Origin of the sequence: Mesorhizobium ciceri biovar biserrulae (assembly GCF_001618845.1) — a bacterium.
In the GTDB taxonomy this organism is placed as follows: domain Bacteria; phylum Pseudomonadota; class Alphaproteobacteria; order Rhizobiales; family Rhizobiaceae; genus Mesorhizobium; species Mesorhizobium ciceri.
Window position 1 is genome coordinate 1,286,603 of sequence record NZ_CP015064.1, and the last position, 18,624, is coordinate 1,305,226.

The window sequence follows — 18,624 nt, forward strand, 5'->3', positions numbered from 1 at the left end:
CGCCGAACATGGCACCGTCTCCCGGTGTGCGGCTACATCAAACGAACATTCGCGGCGGCTGCGACCTCGCTTCCTGGACGCTGTGATCCAGCAAGGGGCGCCGAGGCGTGAGATTCGCGGCCCTGCGACATCGGCTCAAAGGATCCGATGGTGATGACCATCAGCGGGGTCCCGACCACCAGTCCTGAATCCCGCGCGACCTGAAGGCGCGCGCCGGGTGCTCGTGCACCGAGCCCGCTTTTTCCTCGGCAGGCTCGGGCGGTCTCGGCCATCCGGCTTCGCCCCCTGGCTCGGGCAGCCTGGCGGCTGCTGACGGCCGCCGGCCGATTGGCCGGCGTGGTTTTCATGGTGGCCTTCCCCGGTGGCGCGCGGTGGGCGGCTCTCCCTTCTAGGCCCGCCGCGGCGTCCCGCAACCCTTCGCTGCGCTTCGGGTCCTCCTCTCCGTTCCGGTCCTTCGGATGCGGTTCGCCTTTCACGGCGGGCCTTTCCGGTCGTTTTCGCCGCCCACCCCGCTTCCGGGGGAGGGCGCGATTGCGAGCGGAGGACCAGGGCATGCGTTCAAACAACAAGCGTTCCGGCAGCCGAAAGGCTGGCACAAGCAGGGGCGGGCGCTCAGGCGCCAGCCTTTATCAGGAGATCACGGACCGCATCATTGCCGAGCTCGAGCGCGGTATCGTGCCATGGGTCAAGCCCTGGGGAAGCGCAAAGGCAGGCCTTGGCCTGCCCAGGAATGCGGCCACCGAGCGCCGCTATTCCGGCATCAATATCCTGATCCTCTGGGGCGCGGTCATCGAGCGCAGCTATGCCAGCCAGAACTGGCTGACCTTTCGGCAGGCGCTTGCCCTTGGCGGCAATGTCAGGAAAGGCGAGCGCGGCACGACCATCGTTCACGCCGACCGCTTTGTCCCGAAAAACGAAAAGCAACGCGCCAAGGCCGATGGCGACGAACCACAGGCGGTGCCTTACCTGAAGCGCTTCACCGTCTTCAATGTCGCGCAGTGCGAAAACCTGCCCGAACATCTCCATGCCGCCGCCGATCCGCTGCCGCAGCGCCAGATCATCCCGCAGGCCGAGGCGCTCATTCGCGCAACCGGCGCGGATGTCCGCATCGGCGGCGATCGCGCTTTCTACACGCCGGGCAGCGACTTCATTCAGGTGCCGCCGCAACCGGCCTTCTTTCAGCAGATCAATTATTACCGCACCTGCTTTCACGAGCTTGGCCACTGGACTGGCCACCCGACGCGCCTTGCGCGCGACCTCTCCGGCTCGTTCGGCTGCAAGGCCTATGCGCGCGAGGAACTGGTCGCTGAAATCTGCGCAGCCTTCGTCTGCAGCACTATCGGCATCGAGCCGACCGTGCGCCATGCCGATTATATCGGCTCATGGCTAACGGTCCTGCGCGAGGACAATCGCGCCATCTTCCGCGCCGCCAGCCACGCCTCGAAAGCCGCCGATCTCCTGCTCGGCTTCAATGCCGACGTCGAAGGCCAGGCGCATGCCGAAATCGCCGCATGAGCGCGCCCGACAGGCTTGCGCTTGTGATGGCGCGCGATGCGGCCGCGCCGCGCACAAGCCGCTCGATATCGGCGGGTTTGTCTCAGCCGCTCTCAATCAGCACCAACCGTTTTGAAGGAACGCCGCAATGATCCTGATCACCGACGAACTGCGCCTTCTTCTGCTCGCCAATGGCGCTGCCGAGACCGAAACCGACCATGTTCCGGTCGTGAAACTGTTCAATCCGGTGGGCGCCGCCACCTGGCTTCTGAGCGAGCTCGACGCCGATGGCGATACACTCTTCGGCCTTTGTGATCTCGGTTTCGGCTTCCCTGAACTGGGCAGCGTCAGCCTTGCCGAGCTCCAGGCAGTCAAGGGACCGCTTGGCCTCGGCATCGAGCGCGACCTGTATTTCAAGGCGCGGTTTCCGCTCTCTGTCTATGCCGAAGCCGCTCGGCTATGCGGCCACATCACCGAGGCCGAACGGCTCTTGCGGCAGGCCGCCGCCGCCCTCTCGCTTTCCTCTCCCGAGCTTCCGCCCGACCGGGCGGAACAATAGCGCCATCCGGCGCAAAACCGTCGCGCCGCTCGGCCTGCGGCCTCGCGGTTTAGGCACTTTCAGGCCACAGCAAAGGAGAAAGACCATGCAGCTTGCCCACGTTTCCATCGACCAATTGAGCGTCGCCGCCGCCAACATGCGACATTCCAAACGCGCGCCCGACATCTCCGACATCCTGCCGTCGGTGCGTGCGCGCGGCGTCCTCGTTCCGCTACTGGTGCGGCCCAACGGCTCGCCCGAAACGTTCGAGATCGTCGCCGGACGGCGACGCTATTTCGCCGCCAAGACCGTCGCCGACGAACGCGGCGAGGCCGAGCCGCTGCCATGCGCCATCATGGAGGATGGTGACGACGCCGACGCGCTCGAAGCCTCCCTGATCGAAAACATCGCCCGCCTCGATCCCGACGAGGTCTCGCAATGGGAAACCTTTACCCGCCTCATCAGGGAAGGTCGCACCATTGCCGATATCGCGGCCACTTTCGGCCTCACCCAGCATCAGGTGAAGCGCATTCTGGCGCTCGGCGAGCTTCTGCCTAGGATTCGCGAAGCCTATCGCCGCGAGGAAATCGACACCGAGACGGTGCGCCATCTCACCATGGCCTCGAAGGCGCAGCAGAAGGACTGGCTGGCGCTCTTTGCCGACCCCGACAGCCGCGCGCCGCGCGGCTGGCAATTGAAGCAATGGCTGTTCGGCGGCCAGTCGATCTCGACCAAGGTGGCGCTGTTTGCCATCGAGGATTATCGCGGCCTGATCGTCTCCGATCTGTTCGGCGAGGAAAGCTATTTTGCCGACGCCGACCTGTTCTGGCTCAAGCAGAACGAGGCCATCGCCGCCAGACGCGATGCTTATCGTGAGGCCGGATGGAGCGACGTGATCGTGCTCGAGCCGGGTCAGCATTTCCACGCATGGGACTACGAAAAGACGCCGAAGAAGAAAGGCGGCAAGGTCTTCATATCAGTCTCGCATCGCGGCGAGGTGGGGTGTCACGAGGGCTGGCTATCGCACAAGGAAGCCCGCCGCGCCCGCGCCAATGGCGAGGCCGCTGAGGCCGAGACCCCGGACAAACCCTCGCGGCCCGAACTCACCGGACCGATGCAGAACTATGTCGATCTGCACCGCCATGCCGCCGTGCGCTTGGCGCTCCTCGACCATCCGGCCGCAGCGCTTCGCCTGATGGTGGCGCATGCGATCGCCGGCTCAAGCCTGTGGCAGGTGCGGACAGAGCCGCAGCGCGCCGCCAACGAGACAGTTGCCGCGAGCCTCGCAGCCTGCAAGGCCGAGGCCGCCTTCGCGAATAAGCGGCGTGCGGTCCTGGCGCTGCTTGGACGATCCGACGAGGATGGCACAATCGCTGGCGGCAATGGCGGCGACATCGGCACGGCAACCCTGTTTGCGCATCTGCTGACGCTGTCCGACGACGATGTCCTGCGCCTCCTTGGCATCGTCATGGCCGAGACGCTTGCAGCCGGCAGCGCCGTCATCGAGGCGCTCGGCAATCATCTGAATGTCGACCTCGCCGCTTGCTGGCAACCGGACGACGCCTTCTTCGACCTGTTGCGCGACAAGGAAATTGCCAATTCCATGCTAGCCGAACTCGGCGGCAAGCATGTCGCGGACGGCAATGTCGCCGAGAAGGTGAAGACGCAAAAGACGATCATCCGCGACTTTCTTTCCGGCGAGAACGGCCGCGAGAAGGTGGGAAGCTGGCTGCCGCGCTGGATGAAATTCCCGGTCGAAAGCTACACGCAGCGAGGCGGCTTGCGCACCGCCGATCAATGGGCCCGGGTCCGCTCCCTGTTCGGCTGCCAATAGACGTCAGGCTGGGCGGCGGCCTCCAAAGTGGCCGCCGCTCGGCATCGTACCCCGGTCGCAATGGCCGCATGTTCGTGACCTTTGCCCCGTCTCACGCGGCACGGTCCAAACCGCCTTGATCCCGCGCATCGATCAGACCGTCGGATGCCTGTTCTGGCGCCCGACCCGTAGGCACGATCTCTTGTCGGCATGGCGCGGCATCAGCCGCAGTCCTCCGATCCCGGCCCTTCCTGGTTGGCTGCAGCGACCGCGCTTGCCACGAACTCCATGCTCGTTGCCAGGACCATCCCCTGCGGCTGGCTTGTTGACCTATGGACGGGTCCGGCCGCCCGAAACCCTCGCCAGCAGCTTTTTTCCCCGCCGCCTGCGGCGGCTTCCTCGCGCCGCTCCGCTGCAAAAAAGCTGCCTGCTCGGGTCCTCCGCTGGCGCTTCGGCCCTGTCGGGTTCAGGCGCTCCGGACGCGTCCATCACGGTCCGCCATCGCAGGGGATGGTCCCCAGCGACTTGAAAAGGAGACTTCGAAATGACCGCGATCGGTTACGTCAACAAGCAGGAAAACGGCGCCTACAAGGGCCAGCTCAAGACGCTCAGCGTCCGCGCCGACATCGACATCATCCCCAACCAGGCCAAGAGCGCCGACAACCATCCCGACTACCGGGTGCTGACGCAAGGGGTCGAAGTTGGCGCCGGCTGGATCCGCACCGGCGAGACGTCCGGCAAGGATTATGTGAGCCTGTCGATTGCAGCGCCGGAGTTCGGGCCGCGCAAGCTCTACGCCAATCTGGGCCGCGCCGCCGGCCAGGACGATGACGACACCTACGCCATCATCTGGAACCCGGCCGATTGATCCGATCGGCCCCGAGCCTCGCGCCGCAACCGGCGCGGGGCTCTTCCCAAGGAGCGGCGAAAACTCGCCCCCCACTCTTCGCCCGTCCCCGGGGCGACCTCGTTCGCCCATCCTCGCCGTCGCTTCTCCTTAAGCGACACGAGGACAATTATGGATGACGAAAACGAACGCGCCGCCCGCGCCAAGAAGGGCAGTCCGTTTCTCAACACAGCCCAAGCCGCCTTCTACATAGGGCTCTCCCAGCGCACGCTGGAAAAGATGCGGCTCATCGGCGGCGGCCCGAAATTCCGCAAGCATGGCCGTTATGTGCGCTACCACATCGACGAACTCGACGAGTGGTCGAAAGGCCAGAAGGTAACCGGTTCCGGGGATGGGGGCCGCCCATGAGCCGGCGTCCCTCCATCCGTCTGACCGGCAGCCGCCTGCGTCGCGTTCGCGCGACAAGGGCGATCGCCGCGACCGCGATTGCCCTGGGCCTGATTGCCTTTGGCCCCCTTGCAAACCCGTCCCCCTGGCTGATCTGGAACGCCTCGGCGAGCGCGCCGGTCGGCCTCTATCGCGTCGTGGCGGGACCGCCCGCACGCGGCGACCTGGTGCTCACAGACGCACCCGAAGCCATCGCCGGCCTCGCTGCCGAACGCGGCTATCTCCCGCACCGCGTTCCCCTTGTAAAGCACATTGCCGCGCTGCCGCACGAACGTGTCTGCGCCTTCAACGAGGCGATCATCATCGGCGGCAAGATCGTTGCGCGTCGGCTCGCAACCGACACCCAAGGCCGTCCGCTGCCCTGGTGGAGCGGCTGCCGCGCGCTCGCCTGCGACGAATTCTTCGTGCTGAACGGCGAGGCGCCGCGCTCTTTCGACAGCCGCTATTTCGGGCCGGTGCCGGCCGCGAATGTCATCGGGAGGCTCGTGCCGCTATGGACCGAGTGACCCTCCTGATGCTTGGCATGATCGCTGTCGCGCCATGCGCCTGTTCCGCCTCGACCGGCGCTGAGCCGGTCGCCATCTCCCAAAATCCGCAGCTTGGAAAATGGCAGCACTTCGTTGCCGAAGCAAGCAAGCGTTTCCGTATTCCCCAGGCCTGGATTTACGCGGTGATCGATGCCGAAAGCAGGGGCAGGACGATGCTCGACGGCCGGCCAATCACCTCGCGCGCCGGCGCCATGGGCCTCATGCAGCTGATGCCGGAAACGTATGAGGACATGCGCATGGCCCATGGTCTCGGCCCAAATCCACACGATCCGCGCGACAACATTCTGGCCGGCACGGCCTATCTCCGCGCCATGTATGAGCGCTTCGGGTTCCCCGGCCTGTTTGCCGCTTACAACGCCGGCCCCGAGCGCTACGAGGCGCGTCTGAAGCGCGGCAAGCCGCTGCCGAAAGAGACCGTCGACTATCTCAAGCAACTCGCGGCGGCCGGGATTTCGGCCACCGACATGAAGAAATCCAACGCCCAATCTGTCGCTCCAGGCAGGCAAAATGCGCCCTCGGGGCGCTCGCTGTTTTTCCTGCAAAACGGTGTTCGCGCCGGCGCGCGAAACGGCGATCTCTTCGTGCCGCTGGGCACGGACGTCGCACAGGTCAAGCAGCCGGACCGCTAGCCAGGGGCGGGCCGGACGCGTCCGAAGGGGCAGGGCGCGTAAGGCAAGATAAAGGCACCGCCTCCATGAGGCGGCGAAGTGTTTGTCTGCACATCTTTTTTGCCGGAGGCAGCCTCCAGCGCCAGGAGAGCTTCGGAGCGCAAATGGCTAATCCGACTCTGTAAAACGCGGAGGCTAAGCATGCAGGATGACGAGTTCAGACCCAAGCTCGGGAAGATAGGCTCCCGTGGTTCGAAGGCAGGCAAACGCTTTGCCGGCCAGGTCCGGGCGGCGATCAATCGAGCCGGTGGCCGGCCCCAGCATGGTGGCCGCTTCGTGGGAAGCCGGACGGGCCGCGGCGGGGCGACGGCCGCGCTGCTGAAGTCACGCGATCGCCATGCAGCCTTCCGCCAGCGCCGGGTAGTCGTCAAGGCGCGTGTCATCAAGCTGGCCGGCAAGAGCGCGGACGGGGCGCGTGCTCATCTGCGCTACATCCAGCGCGACGGCGTCACCCGGGACGGCGCGCCTGGCGAGCTCTACGGCGCCGACAGCGACCGCGTCGCCGGCAAGGACTTCCTCGATCGTGCCGATGGCGATCGCCATCAATTCCGCATCATCGTCGCACCCGAGGACGGCATTGAATTCGACGACCTCAAGCCACTGACGCGGCGGCTCATGGCACAGATGGAGGAGGATCTCGGCACGAAGCTCGACTGGGTTGCCGTGGATCATTTCAACACCGGCCATCCGCACACCCACATCATCGTGCGTGGCAAGGACGATCTCGGCGAGAATCTCGTCATAGCGCGCGAATACATCTCCAGCGGCATCCGCGAGCGCGCCGCCGAGCTGGTCAGCCTCGATCTCGGTCCGCGCACCGACCACGAGATCGAGCACCGCCTGCGTCAGGAAATGGAGCAGGAACGGTTCACCAGCATCGACCGGCGCCTGCTGCAACGGCGTGACGACAGTGGGCTCGTTTCGCCGGATAGTCGCGACGCGTTTCGGCAAACCTTGGAGCAGGGGCGCCTGCGCAAGCTCGAGCGGATGCATCTGGCCGAAGAGATCAGCTCGGGTCGCTGGCGCCTCGATGACGGGCTAGAAGCGACGCTGCGCCGCATGGGGGAACGCGGCGACATCATCAAGACCATGCATCGCGAGCTGACGGGCAGAGGGATCTCCCGCAATGCCGCCGACTGGTTGATCCATGATCGATCCGGCGAGCCGGTCGACCCTGTCGTCGGCCGTGTTGTCGCGCGCGGGCTGGCCGACGAGCTCACCGACCGGCATTACCTGATCGTCGACGGTGTTGACGGCAAGACCCGATACATCGACATCGGCAAAGGCGAGGCGACAGAGCCGACGCCCGACGGCTGCATCGTGCGTGTCGCGCCGAGGAACACAGAACCAAGGCAGGTTGACCGCACAGTGGCCGAAATCGCGGCTGCACATGACGGCCACTACGACATCGACATTCACCTGAAGCACGATCCGACCGCCAACGACCGCTTCGCCGAAACGCATGTCCGTCGGCTGGAGGCGATCCGGCGCGCTACCGGCGGCGTGGAGCGCCAGCCCGACGGCACCTGGATCATCGCGCCGGATCATCTCCATCGTGTCACCGCCTACGAGCGCCAGCAGGCGAGGACCCAACCTGTCACGGTCGACAAGCTCTCTTCCATGCCTCTGCAGCGGCAGGTTGGCTTTGACGGCGCCACCTGGCTCGACAGCCAGCTGGTCTCCGATGGATCAGAGAGGTTGCGCAATTCGGGCTTCGGCCGTGAAGCCCAGGAGGCGCGGAGCCGCCGACAGCAGTGGCTGATCGCGCAAGGCCTTGCCCATGAGGAGCAGGATCGGATCGTCTATCGCGCCAATTTGATCGCGATTCTCCGCCAGCGCGAGCTGAACCGTGTTGCCGGTCAGCTCTCGGAAGAGCTAGGTCTATCTTATGCTGAAACGCGACCCGGAGACCGGGTAGAGGGCACGCTCCGCCGCTCAGTTGAGCTCGCCAGCGGCAAATATGCCGTTATCGAGAAATCGCGCGAGTTCGTGCTCGTCCCGTGGCGGCCGGTGCTCGAGCGGCATATCGGCAAAGAGGTTTCTGGCCTTGTGCAGCGCGAGGGTATCTCTTGGAACATCGGTCGGCAAAGGAGTGGGCCAAGCGTTTCGTGACTTTCATGGCAGCCATGCGCAGGCGCGGTCTTAGGGCTGTCTGCCGTGGATGCGCTCCACATACCATGAGGCATAAGGTGGCACGACGCGTCCGCCCGCTTGCATGGGCAGCCAAAATTGAGGCTAATAGCGCCCCATTCGAATCGGCATCGATCTCTGATGCACGATCCATCGACCAACGCGGAAGACGGGAATGCGCTGGGCAGCAGAGGAAAGTAGCATTGCAAATGATTCTTAGGGCCATCGGCAGGGCCTGGCATTCCGCTTTGTATAAGATCGACACAGCCCGGTTGCGATGGCAGCGCAGGCAACTCCGCGACTGAGTCGGCCACCGGACCATCCTCCCCGCTACCCGCGGCGGTGCCCACGAGGGACAGCTTGCAGGGACGATTTGCGCGGCCGGCTCGGTCGAAAGCCCGCAAATCGCGACAGTTGGTGGCGAATTTGACGGCTTCTCACTCTCTGAGACGGGTGAAGCTGAGGTCAGGAGACCTGTTTAGCCGAGGTCAAAGCTCCTCTCGCCGGGTCGTCAAACACGTTTCCCGATTATCCGCTAGGTGGATGGCAGCTATCCCAACAATCGATTTTACCTCTTTCGCCGAATTCCACTAGGGGCTGAGCGGTGGCGGGTTTCCTTCGCGCCGACTGAGGCTACCGGGAAGAAGAGTTCGGAGACGATCATGTGCGGGATTGTTGGCATCGTTGGGCATCAGCCAGTGTCGGAGCGGTTGGTTGACGCGTTGAAGCGGCTCGAATATCGCGGCTATGACTCAGCCGGCGTTGCCACCCTTTGCGAGGGCTCGTTGAACTGCCGGCGCGCCAAGGGCAAGCTTGTCAATCTCGAGAGAAGATTGAAGGAAGAGCCGCTGAGTGGCTTCATCGGCATCGCACACACGCGTTGGGCAACCCATGGGGCACCCACTGAGCGCAACGCGCACCCGCACATTGCGGAGGGTGTGGCCGTGGTTCACAACGGCATCATCGAGAATTTCGCCGAGTTGAAGGACGAACTGGCGGCGACGGGCGCCGAGTTCCAGACCGATACCGACACCGAAGTCGTCGTTCATCTCTTGGCAAGATATCGCCGGGAGGGCATGGGGCGGGGCGAGGCAATGCACGCCATGCTGAAGCGCATCAGCGGTGCCTACGCGCTTGCCGTTCTCTTTGAGGATGATCCGTCGACCATCATGGCGGCGCGCAATGGACCCCCATTGGCGATCGGTCACGGCGACGGCGAGATGTTCATGGGCTCCGACGCCATCGCGCTTGCGCCCTTCACAAATGCAATCACCTATCTCGTCGACGGCGACTGGGCCGTTATCAGCAAGACAGGAGCTGATATCTTCAATTTCGATGGCCATCCCGTCGAGCGTCCACTCCAGACTTCCCTTGCCGGGGCATACCTGGCCGATAAGGGCAATTATCGCCATTTCATGGAGAAGGAAATTCATGAGCAGCCCGAGGTTGTCGCCCGTGCGCTCGCTCATCACATCAATTCCGAAGAGAATCCCATCGACACGGCTTCTTGCATAGATTTTGCCAGCATCCCGAGCCTGGCGATCTCGGCTTGCGGCACAGCGTATCTGGCTGGACTGATCGCAAAATACTGGTTCGAGCGCTATGCGCGCCTGCCGGTCGAAATCGACGTCGCGTCCGAATTCCGCTACCGGGAGATCCCATTGCCGCCGCACTCGGCGGCTCTTTTCATTTCGCAGTCCGGTGAAACCGCCGACACGCTCGCATCTCTGAGATACTGCAAGGGGCGTGGGCTGACGACCGGCGCTGTCGTCAACAGCCGGGAATCGACCATCGCGCGGGAGGCCGACGCGGTCTTCCCAATCCTTGCGGGGCCGGAGATCGGCGTCGCCTCCACCAAGGCTTTCACCTGCCAGCTTGTGGTTCTTGCCACACTCGCCATTGGTGCTGCCAGGGCCCGTGGAACGGTAACCGAAGCTGAGGCGAGGGCGTTCGTCGCGAGTCTTGCCGAAATGCCGCGCATCATGCGCCAGGTCCTGAACAGCATAAAGCCAGATGTCGAGCTCCTGGCGCGCGAACTGTCAAAGTGCCATGACGTCCTGTATCTCGGCCGCGGCACCAGTTTCCCACTGGCCATGGAAGGTGCGCTGAAGCTCAAGGAGATTTCCTACATCCATGCCGAGGGATATGCGGCTGGTGAATTGAAGCATGGTCCGCTCGCATTGGTCGACGAAAACATGCCAGTGATCGTCATCGCGCCACATGATCGCTTTTTCGATAAGACTGTCTCCAACATGGAGGAAGCGGCCGCCAGGGGAGGACGGATTATCCTCATCACTGATGAGAAGGGGGCCGCTGCTTCGAAACTCAAAACGATGCACACGATTGTGCTGCCGACCGTCGACGAGATTATCGCGCCAATGATCTTTGCCCTGCCGATACAGCTTCTTGCCTACGACACGGCTGTCTTCATGGGCAAAGATGTCGACCAACCGCGCAATCTCGCAAAATCGGTTACCGTCGAATGATTTGTGATGGCCCGTCCGTACGAAACACGCCGGAGCAAAGCGCGTCATCGGCCACTTGGATGTCGAGGAGATGCCGATCCGTTGAGCTGCCTGTGGGTCGTATCTCGCGCTAAACGCATGCCTGCGTTTTGATGAGACGAAGCAAAAACACAGAATAGGTCGCGATCGCCGAGGGCGGCCATAACCGCTGACCCAGTCTGCGGCGCGGGCTCCAGGGACGTAAAAGGCTGCTCTGTGAGCGATCCGGCCCGTTCCCCATCGCACCTGGTCGTGCGTAGTGTGCATTTCAGTTCACATCGCGCTGCGCGATGCTTGCCCCCGACGTTCAGAACAGCGGAGCAAGCCAATGACGCCCACGAAGTTGCTGATTTGGCAGATCGCCGTCGTATTCGCAATCGTCATCCTCGGGGTGTGGGCGGCCACGCAGTGGTGCGCCCACATGCTGGGTCATCAGCCGTCACTCGGCACGCCGTGGTTTGTCGTGGCTGGCTGGCCGATGTACGAGCCGTGGAAACTGTTCGAATGGTGGTACCATTTCGACGCCTATGCGCCCGAGGTCTTCGATAAGGCCGGTGCGCTCGCCGGCGCCAGTGGGTTCGTGGGCTGTGCTGCAGCCATCGTGGGCTCGCTCTGGCGCGCGCGACAGCTCGGATCAGTGACGACCTATGGCTCGTCAAGGTGGGCAACAACTCAGGAGATCGAGAGGGCAGGCCTGTTTCGACCGGGCGGCGTTTTCCTCGGCAAGCTGAAGGATCGCTATCTGCGACATGACGGACCCGAGCACGTCATGGCCTTTGCCCCAACACGATCAGGCAAGGGCGTCGGACTGGTTGTTCCAACGCTTCTGTCCTGGACCGGGTCGGCCGTCATTCACGATATCAAAGGCGAGAATTGGCAATTGACCTCCGGCTGGCGGTCGAAATTCTCCTATTGTCTTCTCTTCAATCCGACAGATCCCAGGTCGGCGCGCTATAACCCGTTGCTTGAGGTGCGAAAGGGTCCGCAAGAGGTCCGCGACGTCCAGAACATCGCCGACATCCTGGTAGATCCGGAAGGTGCGCTGGATCGCCGGAACCACTGGGAGAAGACAAGTCATTCCCTCCTCGTCGGCGCCGTTTTGCACGTTCTCTATGCCGAAGAGGAAAAGACGCTTGCCCGCGTCGCCACTTTCCTGTCGGACCCGCAACGTTCCTTTTCCGCGACGCTGCAGCGGATGATGACCACCAACCACCTGGGCACGCCTGACCAGCCTGAGGTCCATCCGGTGGTGGCCTCGGCGGCACGCGAGGTGCTGAACAAATCGGAAAACGAGCGTTCGGGTGTTTTATCGACCGCCATGTCGTTCCTCGGCCTCTATCGCGACCCGACGGTTGCGTCGGCAACATCGGCCTGCGACTGGCGCCTTGTCGATCTCATGGACGCCGAGCGACCGATGTCGCTCTATCTGGTCGTGCCGCCGTCGGACATCTCGCGCACCAAGCCTTTGGTGCGACTGATCCTGAACCAGATCGGCAGACGCCTGACGGAGCGCCTTGAGGGCGACCCTAAGAAGGGTCGCAAACATCGGCTCCTCATGATGCTCGACGAATTCCCGGCGCTCGGTCGGTTAGATTTCTTCGAGACCGCGCTCGCCTTCATGGCCGGCTACGGCATTCGCGCTTACTTGATCGCGCAATCCTTGAACCAGATATCCAAGGCCTACGGCGAGAACAGTGCCATTCTCGACAACTGCCATGTGCGCATTGCTTTTTCCTCAAATGACGACCGCACGGCCAAGCGCATCTCCGACGCGCTCGGCACGGCGACGGAACTGAGATCCATGCGCAACTATGCCGGCCATCGTCTGGCCCCCTGGCTGTCGCACGTCATGGTCAGCCGCCAGGAAACGGCCCGACCGCTGCTGACTCCTGGCGAGGTGATGCAGCTGCCCCAGAACGACGAGCTGGTGCTGATTTCAGGGCTGCCGCCATTGCGCGCGCAGAAGCTGCGCTACTACCAGGATCGGAATTTCACGGAACGCGTGCTACCGTCCCCGGTGCTGCGGGACGGCACTTACGCCGACTGTCCCGCTTCGCGCCCGGACGATTGGACTGGACAGGTCCGCGGCGTTGACAGCCGTCTGGCTGCAGGCGACGAGATTGCCGACGCGGCGATCGGGGACGAGGGCGGCGTCCAGCAGCAGCGACATCCAGCTCTGCCAGATAATCAAGTCGTGCTTTCTCAAGAAGCTGACCAGGGCGATCTCTTCAAGTCTGTTGACGATGATAGCGAGCCGGTCGCCGACAAGCGTGTCATGGATCGGATTTCGACGGCTGCCCGCGCCTACGGCATCAACGAGGGAAGAGGCGACGACAAAGACATCGTGCCCGGCTTCTGAACGCCGCTTCCTGACGGCGTATTTCGGCGTAGATAACGGCGATAAGCTTTCTTGGGCATCTGGCGGATGCTTGTTCCCGTCGCCGGCGCGCCGGCGCTGGCAGCTGGAACAAGCCACATGAAGCCCCGCCGCATTCGTCACCAGTTTCTGCTTGAGTTTGAGCTGAGCGAGAAGTTGGACAAACTCAGTCGTGATCCTTCGACCACCAAATCGGCGATTGTCGCAAAGGCGGTGGAAACCTTCATCGAGCGCCGTGGCGAAAATGAGCTAGACAAACGCTACGGCGTACGGCTCGACCGTCTTTCTCGCGACCTCGCTTATGTCAGGCGCGACGTCGAGATGATGCTGGAGAGCCTGGCGCTCTTCATCCGCTTTTCGATCACGCTTCACGCCCACACGCCGATCCCGGACAGGGCAACGCAAGCCGTTGGCCAGGAGCGCTTCGACAAATTTGTCGAGCAGGTGGGTCGGCAGATCGCTTCCGGGAAGCGATCGCTTGGCAAAGACAATGACGTGGGAGGGGAAGGGTGAATTCTCATCCGGAAGCCGACCACCGCCGCAGCGCCATGCTGCGCACCGCCATGGGTCCGGCGATCACCAAAGCGCTCTCCGATCCATTGATCATCGAGGTGATGGTCAATCCCGACGGAGCACTGCGCCTCGATCGGCTCGGAGAAGGCCTGGTCGACACAGGCGTGCACATCCATCCTACCGAGGCGGAGCGCATCGTCCGCCTCGTCGCTTCCCATGTGCGCGCCGAAGCGCATGCGGATAATCCGATCGTCAGCGCCGAACTGCCGTCGGGCGAGCGGTTCGAAGGCCTGCTGCCACCCGTGGTGCTGGCGCCATGCTTTGCTATCCGTAAGCCTGCCGCAAAACTCTACACCCTGGCCGATTATGTCGCCGACCGCGTCATGCTGCCGCTGCAGGCCGATGCGTTGAAGGGAGCCGTCCGCGAACGGCGCAACATCCTGATCGCAGGCGGCACGTCCTCGGGCAAGACAACCCTTGCCAATGCGCTGCTGGCCGTCGTCGCCGACTGCGACGAGCGGGTGATCCTGATCGAGGATACGCGCGAACTTCAATGCGCAGCAAAAGATCGCGTTGCCCTGAGGACGAGGCGGGGTTCGGTCACGCTCGCCGATCTCGTGCGTTCGACACTGCGCCTCAGACCCGATCGCATCATCGTCGGCGAGATCAGAGGCGCCGAAGCGCTTGACATGCTGAAGGCTTGGAACACCGGTCATCCAGGCGGCATTGCCACGGTTCATGCCAACTCGGCGCGGTCTGCCCTCTACCGCATCGAGCAGCTCGCACAGGAAGCCGTGGTCGCCGTTCCCCGCCGGCTCATCGCTGAGGCGATAGATCTGATCGTCTTCATCGCTGGCCGCGGATCCTCACGCCGCATCGAGGCGATCGCCGAGGTCACTGGTCTCGACAGCAGTGGCGACTACGCCGTCACCCAGCTCACGCTTCCGCAACTCCAGCAACTCTGAAAGGTCATTTCATGCGCAAGAAGCTTCGCTTTCTCTGGGCCACCGCGCTCGCTTTTCTACTCACGTTTCCGGCATACGCCGCCGGCTCCGGCATGCCTTGGGAGCAGCCGCTGCAGCAAATCTTGGAATCGGTGCAGGGTCCGGTCGCCAAGATCATCGCGGTCATCATCATCATCACCACCGGCCTGACACTCGCCTTTGGCGACACGGCAGGTGGGTTCCGTCGGCTCATCCAGATTGTCTTCGGTCTGTCGATCGCCTTTGCCGCATCGAGCTTCTTCCTCTCCTTCTTCTCCTTTGGCGGCGGGGCACTCGTCTGATGCTGGCCGGAGAGCACATAGAAGGCTTCGAGGTTCCGGTTCACCGGGCACTGACCGAACCGATCCTGCTCGGCGGCGCGCCGCGAGCGGTGGCGATCCTCAATGGCACCGTTGCCGCGGCGATCGGGCTTGGCTTGCAGCAGTGGATTGCCGGACTGGTGCTGTGGATCTGCGGGCACACTGTGGCTGTCTTCGCGGCCCGCCGCGACCCGGACTTCGCCGGCGTGCTCGTCCGCCACCTTCGCCTGAGGGGGTGGCTTGCATGCTGAATCTTTCGGAATATCGGGGCAAGGCCGACCGGCTTGCCGATCATCTGCCTTGGGCCGCACTGATAGCACCAGGCATCGTGCTCAACAAGGACGGCAGCTTCCAGCGCACATTCGCATTCCGCGGCCCTGATCTCGAGAGTGCAACAGAAGCCGAACTCATCGGCATCTGCGCGCGAGCCAACAATGCGCTCAGACGCCTCGGCTCTGGCTGGGCATTGTTCTTCGAGGCCGAGCGGATCGAGGCGCTGGGCTATCCAGACTCGCGCTTCCCCGACGCTGCGTCATGGCTGGTCGACGAAGAACGGCGCGCGGCCTTTCAAGGCAAGGTCGCGCACTACGAGAGCCGCTACCACCTGACGCTGGCGTTCATGCCGCCGCCGGATAGCCAGGCGCGGGCGCAAAGCGCTCTCGTCGACTCGCATCATTCACAAGGCGAGAGAGAGTGGCGCCAGGAACTGGCGCGGTTCCGGGACGAGACCGGCCGCGTGCAGGATCTCCTGTCGGGCTTGATGCCCGAAATACGCGCACTGGATGATGCCGAGACGCTGACTTACCTCCACGGCACGATCTCGACCAGCCGCCATCCCGTCGCCGTGCCGGAAACGCCGATCTATCTCGACGGCATCCTGGTCGATGCGCCGCTTACTGGCGGATTGGAGCCGGTGCTTGGCGACCAACATCTGCGCACGCTCACCATTCTCGGTTTTCCGAATGTCACACGGCCCGGAATTCTCGACGCGCTCAACCACCAGGATTTCGCCTATCGCTGGATGACACGCTTCATTCCGCTCGACAAGACGGAGGCCGCCAAGACGCTGACACGGTTGCGGCGGCAGTGGTTTGCCAAGCGCAAGTCGATCGCGGCCATCCTGCGCGAGGTGGTGACCAGTGAACCTGTCCCGCTCGTCGACAGCGACGCCGAAAACAAGGCGCTCGATGCCGACGCCGCACTCCAGGCGTTAGGCGGCGATCATGTCGGGTTTGGCTATCTGACGACGACGGTGACGGTATGGGACGAGGACCATCAAGCCGCCGCGGCCAAACTTCGCGCGGTCGAGCGCGTCGTCAATGGCCTCGGCTTCGCCACGATCCGTGAAGGCGTGAATGCGGTCGAGGCCTGGCTCGGCTCGTTGCCCGGCCATGTTTACGCGAATGTGCGCCAGCCGCTCGTTCACACATTGAACCTCGCCCACTTGATGCCGCTTTCCTCGGTGTGGGCCGGCCCGGCGGCGAACGAGCATCTCGCCAAGGCAATCCAGGCAGAGGCCCCGCCGCTTCTCTTCGCCTCAACCAGCGGGTCGACACCGTTCCGGCTCTCCACCCACGTCGACGATGTCGGCCACATGCTGATCGTGGGACCGACTGGTGCCGGCAAGTCGGTTCTCGTTGCCCTCTTCGCGCTGCAGTTCCGACGCTATGCCGGCGCGCAGGTCTATGTCTTCGACAAAGGCAATTCAGCCCGCGCCGCAATTCTTGCCATGGGTGGAGAGCACCACGCGCTGCGTGCGCACGGTGCGCTTGCCTTCCAGCCGCTGCGCAAGGTTGATGATCCGGCCATCCGCAGCTGGGCGGCCGAATGGATCGCCGGACTCATCGCTCATGAGAACGTCACCGTCACCCCAGAGGCGAAAGAGGCAATCTGGTCGGCGCTCACCAGTCTTGCAACCGCGCCGGCACAGGAACGCACACTCACCGGCTTGTCGCTCTTGCTTCAGTCCAACGCGCTGAAGTCCGCATTGATGCCCTACACGCTCGACGGCCCCTTCGGCCGATTGCTCGACGCGGATGACGATCGGCTGGCCTTGTCGGATGTGCAGTGCTTCGAGACCGAAGAGCTGATGCACAGCCAAGGCGCTGTTCTGCCGGTGCTCACCAATCTTTTCCATCGCCTAGAAGCGCGGTTCGATGGGCGACCGACCTTGCTCATGCTCGACGAGGCTTGGCTCTATCTCGACAATCCGCTCTTTGCCGCCCGCCTGCGCGAATGGCTGAAGGTACTGCGCAAGAAGAACGTCTCCGTCATTTTCGCCACGCAGTCACTGGCCGACATCGCCGGCTCTGCAATCGCACCGGCTATCATCGAGAGCTGCCCGCAGCGCATCTTTCTTCCCAACGATCGTGCCGTGGAACCGCAGGCACGGGAAGCCTACGAGCGTTTCGGCCTGAACGAGCGGCAGATCGAACTGGTCGCGCGCGCCACGCCGAAGCGGCACTACTATCTGCAATCGCGCCGCGGCAATCGTCTGTTCGACCTGGGCTTGGGCGTCATCGCGCTTGCGCTATGCGGTGCCTCCGATCCCGCCAGCCAGACCCTGATCGACAGGATCCTGTCGGAGCACGGGCAGGACGGCTTTGCCTCCCACTTCCTAAATGCCCGCGGTCACGAGTGGGCCGCCGAGCTTCTCCGCCAATTCCCTCAACCAGACATGGAGCAATCGTCATGATGCGGCGCCGTTTCCTTTCCGGCCTGATCACCCTTTCCCTCCTCGCCAAACCGATGGCCGACTATGTCCAGCCAGCCTATGCGCTCATTGTCTTCGATCCGTCGAACTATACCCAGAACGTGCTGACGGCGGCGCGCTCGCTGGAGCAGATCAACAACCAGATCCAGTCGCTCCAGAACCAGGCGACCATGCTGCAGAACATGGCGCGCAACCTTCAGAGGCTGGATTTTTCTTCGGTGGGCCAGCTCACCGGTTCGCTGCAGCGAATCGACGGCCTCATGGACCAGGCGAGTGGCCTGAGTTTTGATCTGGGCAAGCTGCAGGACCAGTGGCGCAATCAATATCCCGAAAGCTACGACGCTACGATCAAGGTCAGCGATGTGGCAACCGCAGCGCGCGAGCGCTGGCAGAGCGCCATGCAGGCGTTCCGGCAGACGATGGGTGTCCAGTCGCAGATCCTCGCGAACGTCCGCGGCGATCGCGACCTGCTTGCTGATCTCGTCAACCGCAGCCAGGGTGCTGCCGGTGCGCTTGAGGCAAGCCAGGCCACCAACCAACTGATCGCGCTGTCAACCAAGCAGCAGATGCAGATCCAGACGCTGCTCGCGACGCAGTTTCGCGCTGAGGCGGAGGACGCGGCTCGCAAGGCGCAGTCTGAAGAAGCCGCCCGCCAGACGACAAAGCGATTCCTCGGCACCGGCACGGCCTATCCCGCCAACTGATCACCAGTTCTTTCACGAGGGGAAG

The 18,624-nt window shown here is 63.4% G+C and carries 17 protein-coding genes; all 17 read left to right on the forward strand.

Going from position 1 to position 18,624, the window contains the following annotated elements; translation table 11 throughout:
• The first annotated feature begins 552 nt into the window (after positions 1–552).
• The 17 genes from A4R29_RS05705 (at position 553) to trbJ (ending at position 18,599) form a co-directional block, all read left to right on the forward strand.
• The gene (locus A4R29_RS05705) at positions 553–1,515 is read left to right on the forward strand and encodes an ArdC family protein (protein ID WP_063171437.1); all 963 of its coding nucleotides are present in this window, start codon (positions 553–555) and stop codon (positions 1,513–1,515) included.
• Entirely contained in the window at positions 1,512–1,646 is a 135-nt protein-coding gene (locus A4R29_RS35345) for a hypothetical protein (RefSeq protein ID WP_276327770.1), read from the forward strand. Before A4R29_RS05705 ends, A4R29_RS35345 begins: the two co-directional genes overlap by 4 nt.
• Positions 1,643–2,053 (forward strand): DUF2958 domain-containing protein, encoded by a 411-nt coding sequence (locus A4R29_RS05710; protein ID WP_063171438.1) that lies wholly within the window; start codon positions 1,643–1,645, stop codon positions 2,051–2,053. Before A4R29_RS35345 ends, A4R29_RS05710 begins: the two co-directional genes overlap by 4 nt.
• A gap of 85 nt (positions 2,054–2,138) precedes the next feature.
• Complete coding sequence (locus A4R29_RS05715) at positions 2,139–3,866, forward strand: ParB/RepB/Spo0J family partition protein (RefSeq protein ID WP_063171439.1); 1,728 nt, start codon at positions 2,139–2,141, stop codon at positions 3,864–3,866.
• 523 nt (positions 3,867–4,389) lie between these two features.
• Positions 4,390–4,713: a DUF736 domain-containing protein gene (locus A4R29_RS05720; RefSeq protein WP_013533279.1), complete on the forward strand. Its 324-nt coding sequence runs from the start codon at positions 4,390–4,392 to the stop codon at positions 4,711–4,713.
• A 150-nt stretch (positions 4,714–4,863) separates the two neighbouring features.
• On the forward strand, positions 4,864–5,100 hold the full coding sequence (locus tag A4R29_RS05725) for a helix-turn-helix transcriptional regulator (RefSeq protein ID WP_027164081.1): 237 nt from the start codon (positions 4,864–4,866) through the stop codon (positions 5,098–5,100).
• Complete coding sequence (locus tag A4R29_RS05730) at positions 5,097–5,645, forward strand: S26 family signal peptidase (RefSeq protein WP_063171440.1); 549 nt, start codon at positions 5,097–5,099, stop codon at positions 5,643–5,645. The genes A4R29_RS05725 and A4R29_RS05730 overlap by 4 nt, the downstream gene beginning before the upstream one ends.
• A complete protein-coding gene (locus A4R29_RS05735; protein WP_063171441.1) occupies positions 5,633–6,316 on the forward strand; it encodes a lytic transglycosylase domain-containing protein in 684 nt (227 codons plus the stop codon). The genes A4R29_RS05730 and A4R29_RS05735 overlap by 13 nt, the downstream gene beginning before the upstream one ends.
• A gap of 180 nt (positions 6,317–6,496) precedes the next feature.
• A complete protein-coding gene (gene rlxS, locus A4R29_RS05740) occupies positions 6,497–8,467 on the forward strand; it encodes a relaxase/mobilization nuclease RlxS (RefSeq protein WP_063171442.1) in 1,971 nt (656 codons plus the stop codon).
• A 680-nt stretch (positions 8,468–9,147) separates the two neighbouring features.
• On the forward strand, positions 9,148–10,971 hold the full coding sequence (gene glmS / locus A4R29_RS05745) for a glutamine--fructose-6-phosphate transaminase (isomerizing) (RefSeq protein ID WP_063171443.1): 1,824 nt from the start codon (positions 9,148–9,150) through the stop codon (positions 10,969–10,971).
• A 346-nt stretch (positions 10,972–11,317) separates the two neighbouring features.
• Positions 11,318–13,348 carry a conjugal transfer protein TraG gene (locus A4R29_RS05750; protein WP_063171444.1) on the forward strand — a complete coding sequence of 677 codons (2,031 nt, stop codon included), beginning with the start codon at positions 11,318–11,320 and terminating at the stop codon, positions 13,346–13,348.
• Between the two features lie 117 nt (positions 13,349–13,465).
• A complete protein-coding gene (locus A4R29_RS05755; RefSeq protein ID WP_063173591.1) occupies positions 13,466–13,879 on the forward strand; it encodes a hypothetical protein in 414 nt (137 codons plus the stop codon).
• The gene (gene trbB / locus A4R29_RS05760; RefSeq protein ID WP_063171445.1) at positions 13,876–14,844 is read left to right on the forward strand and encodes a P-type conjugative transfer ATPase TrbB; all 969 of its coding nucleotides are present in this window, start codon (positions 13,876–13,878) and stop codon (positions 14,842–14,844) included. Before A4R29_RS05755 ends, trbB begins: the two co-directional genes overlap by 4 nt.
• A gap of 11 nt (positions 14,845–14,855) precedes the next feature.
• Positions 14,856–15,164: a TrbC/VirB2 family type IV secretion system protein gene (locus tag A4R29_RS05765; RefSeq protein ID WP_027164073.1), complete on the forward strand. Its 309-nt coding sequence runs from the start codon at positions 14,856–14,858 to the stop codon at positions 15,162–15,164.
• The gene (locus tag A4R29_RS05770) at positions 15,164–15,433 is read left to right on the forward strand and encodes a VirB3 family type IV secretion system protein (protein WP_027164072.1); all 270 of its coding nucleotides are present in this window, start codon (positions 15,164–15,166) and stop codon (positions 15,431–15,433) included. Before A4R29_RS05765 ends, A4R29_RS05770 begins: the two co-directional genes overlap by 1 nt.
• A complete protein-coding gene (gene trbE, locus A4R29_RS05775; protein ID WP_063171446.1) occupies positions 15,427–17,877 on the forward strand; it encodes a conjugal transfer protein TrbE in 2,451 nt (816 codons plus the stop codon). Before A4R29_RS05770 ends, trbE begins: the two co-directional genes overlap by 7 nt.
• Positions 17,874–18,599, forward strand: a complete 726-nt coding sequence (trbJ, locus tag A4R29_RS05780; RefSeq protein WP_063171447.1) for a P-type conjugative transfer protein TrbJ — start codon at positions 17,874–17,876, stop codon at positions 18,597–18,599. Before trbE ends, trbJ begins: the two co-directional genes overlap by 4 nt.
• Positions 18,600–18,624 lie beyond the last annotated feature (25 nt).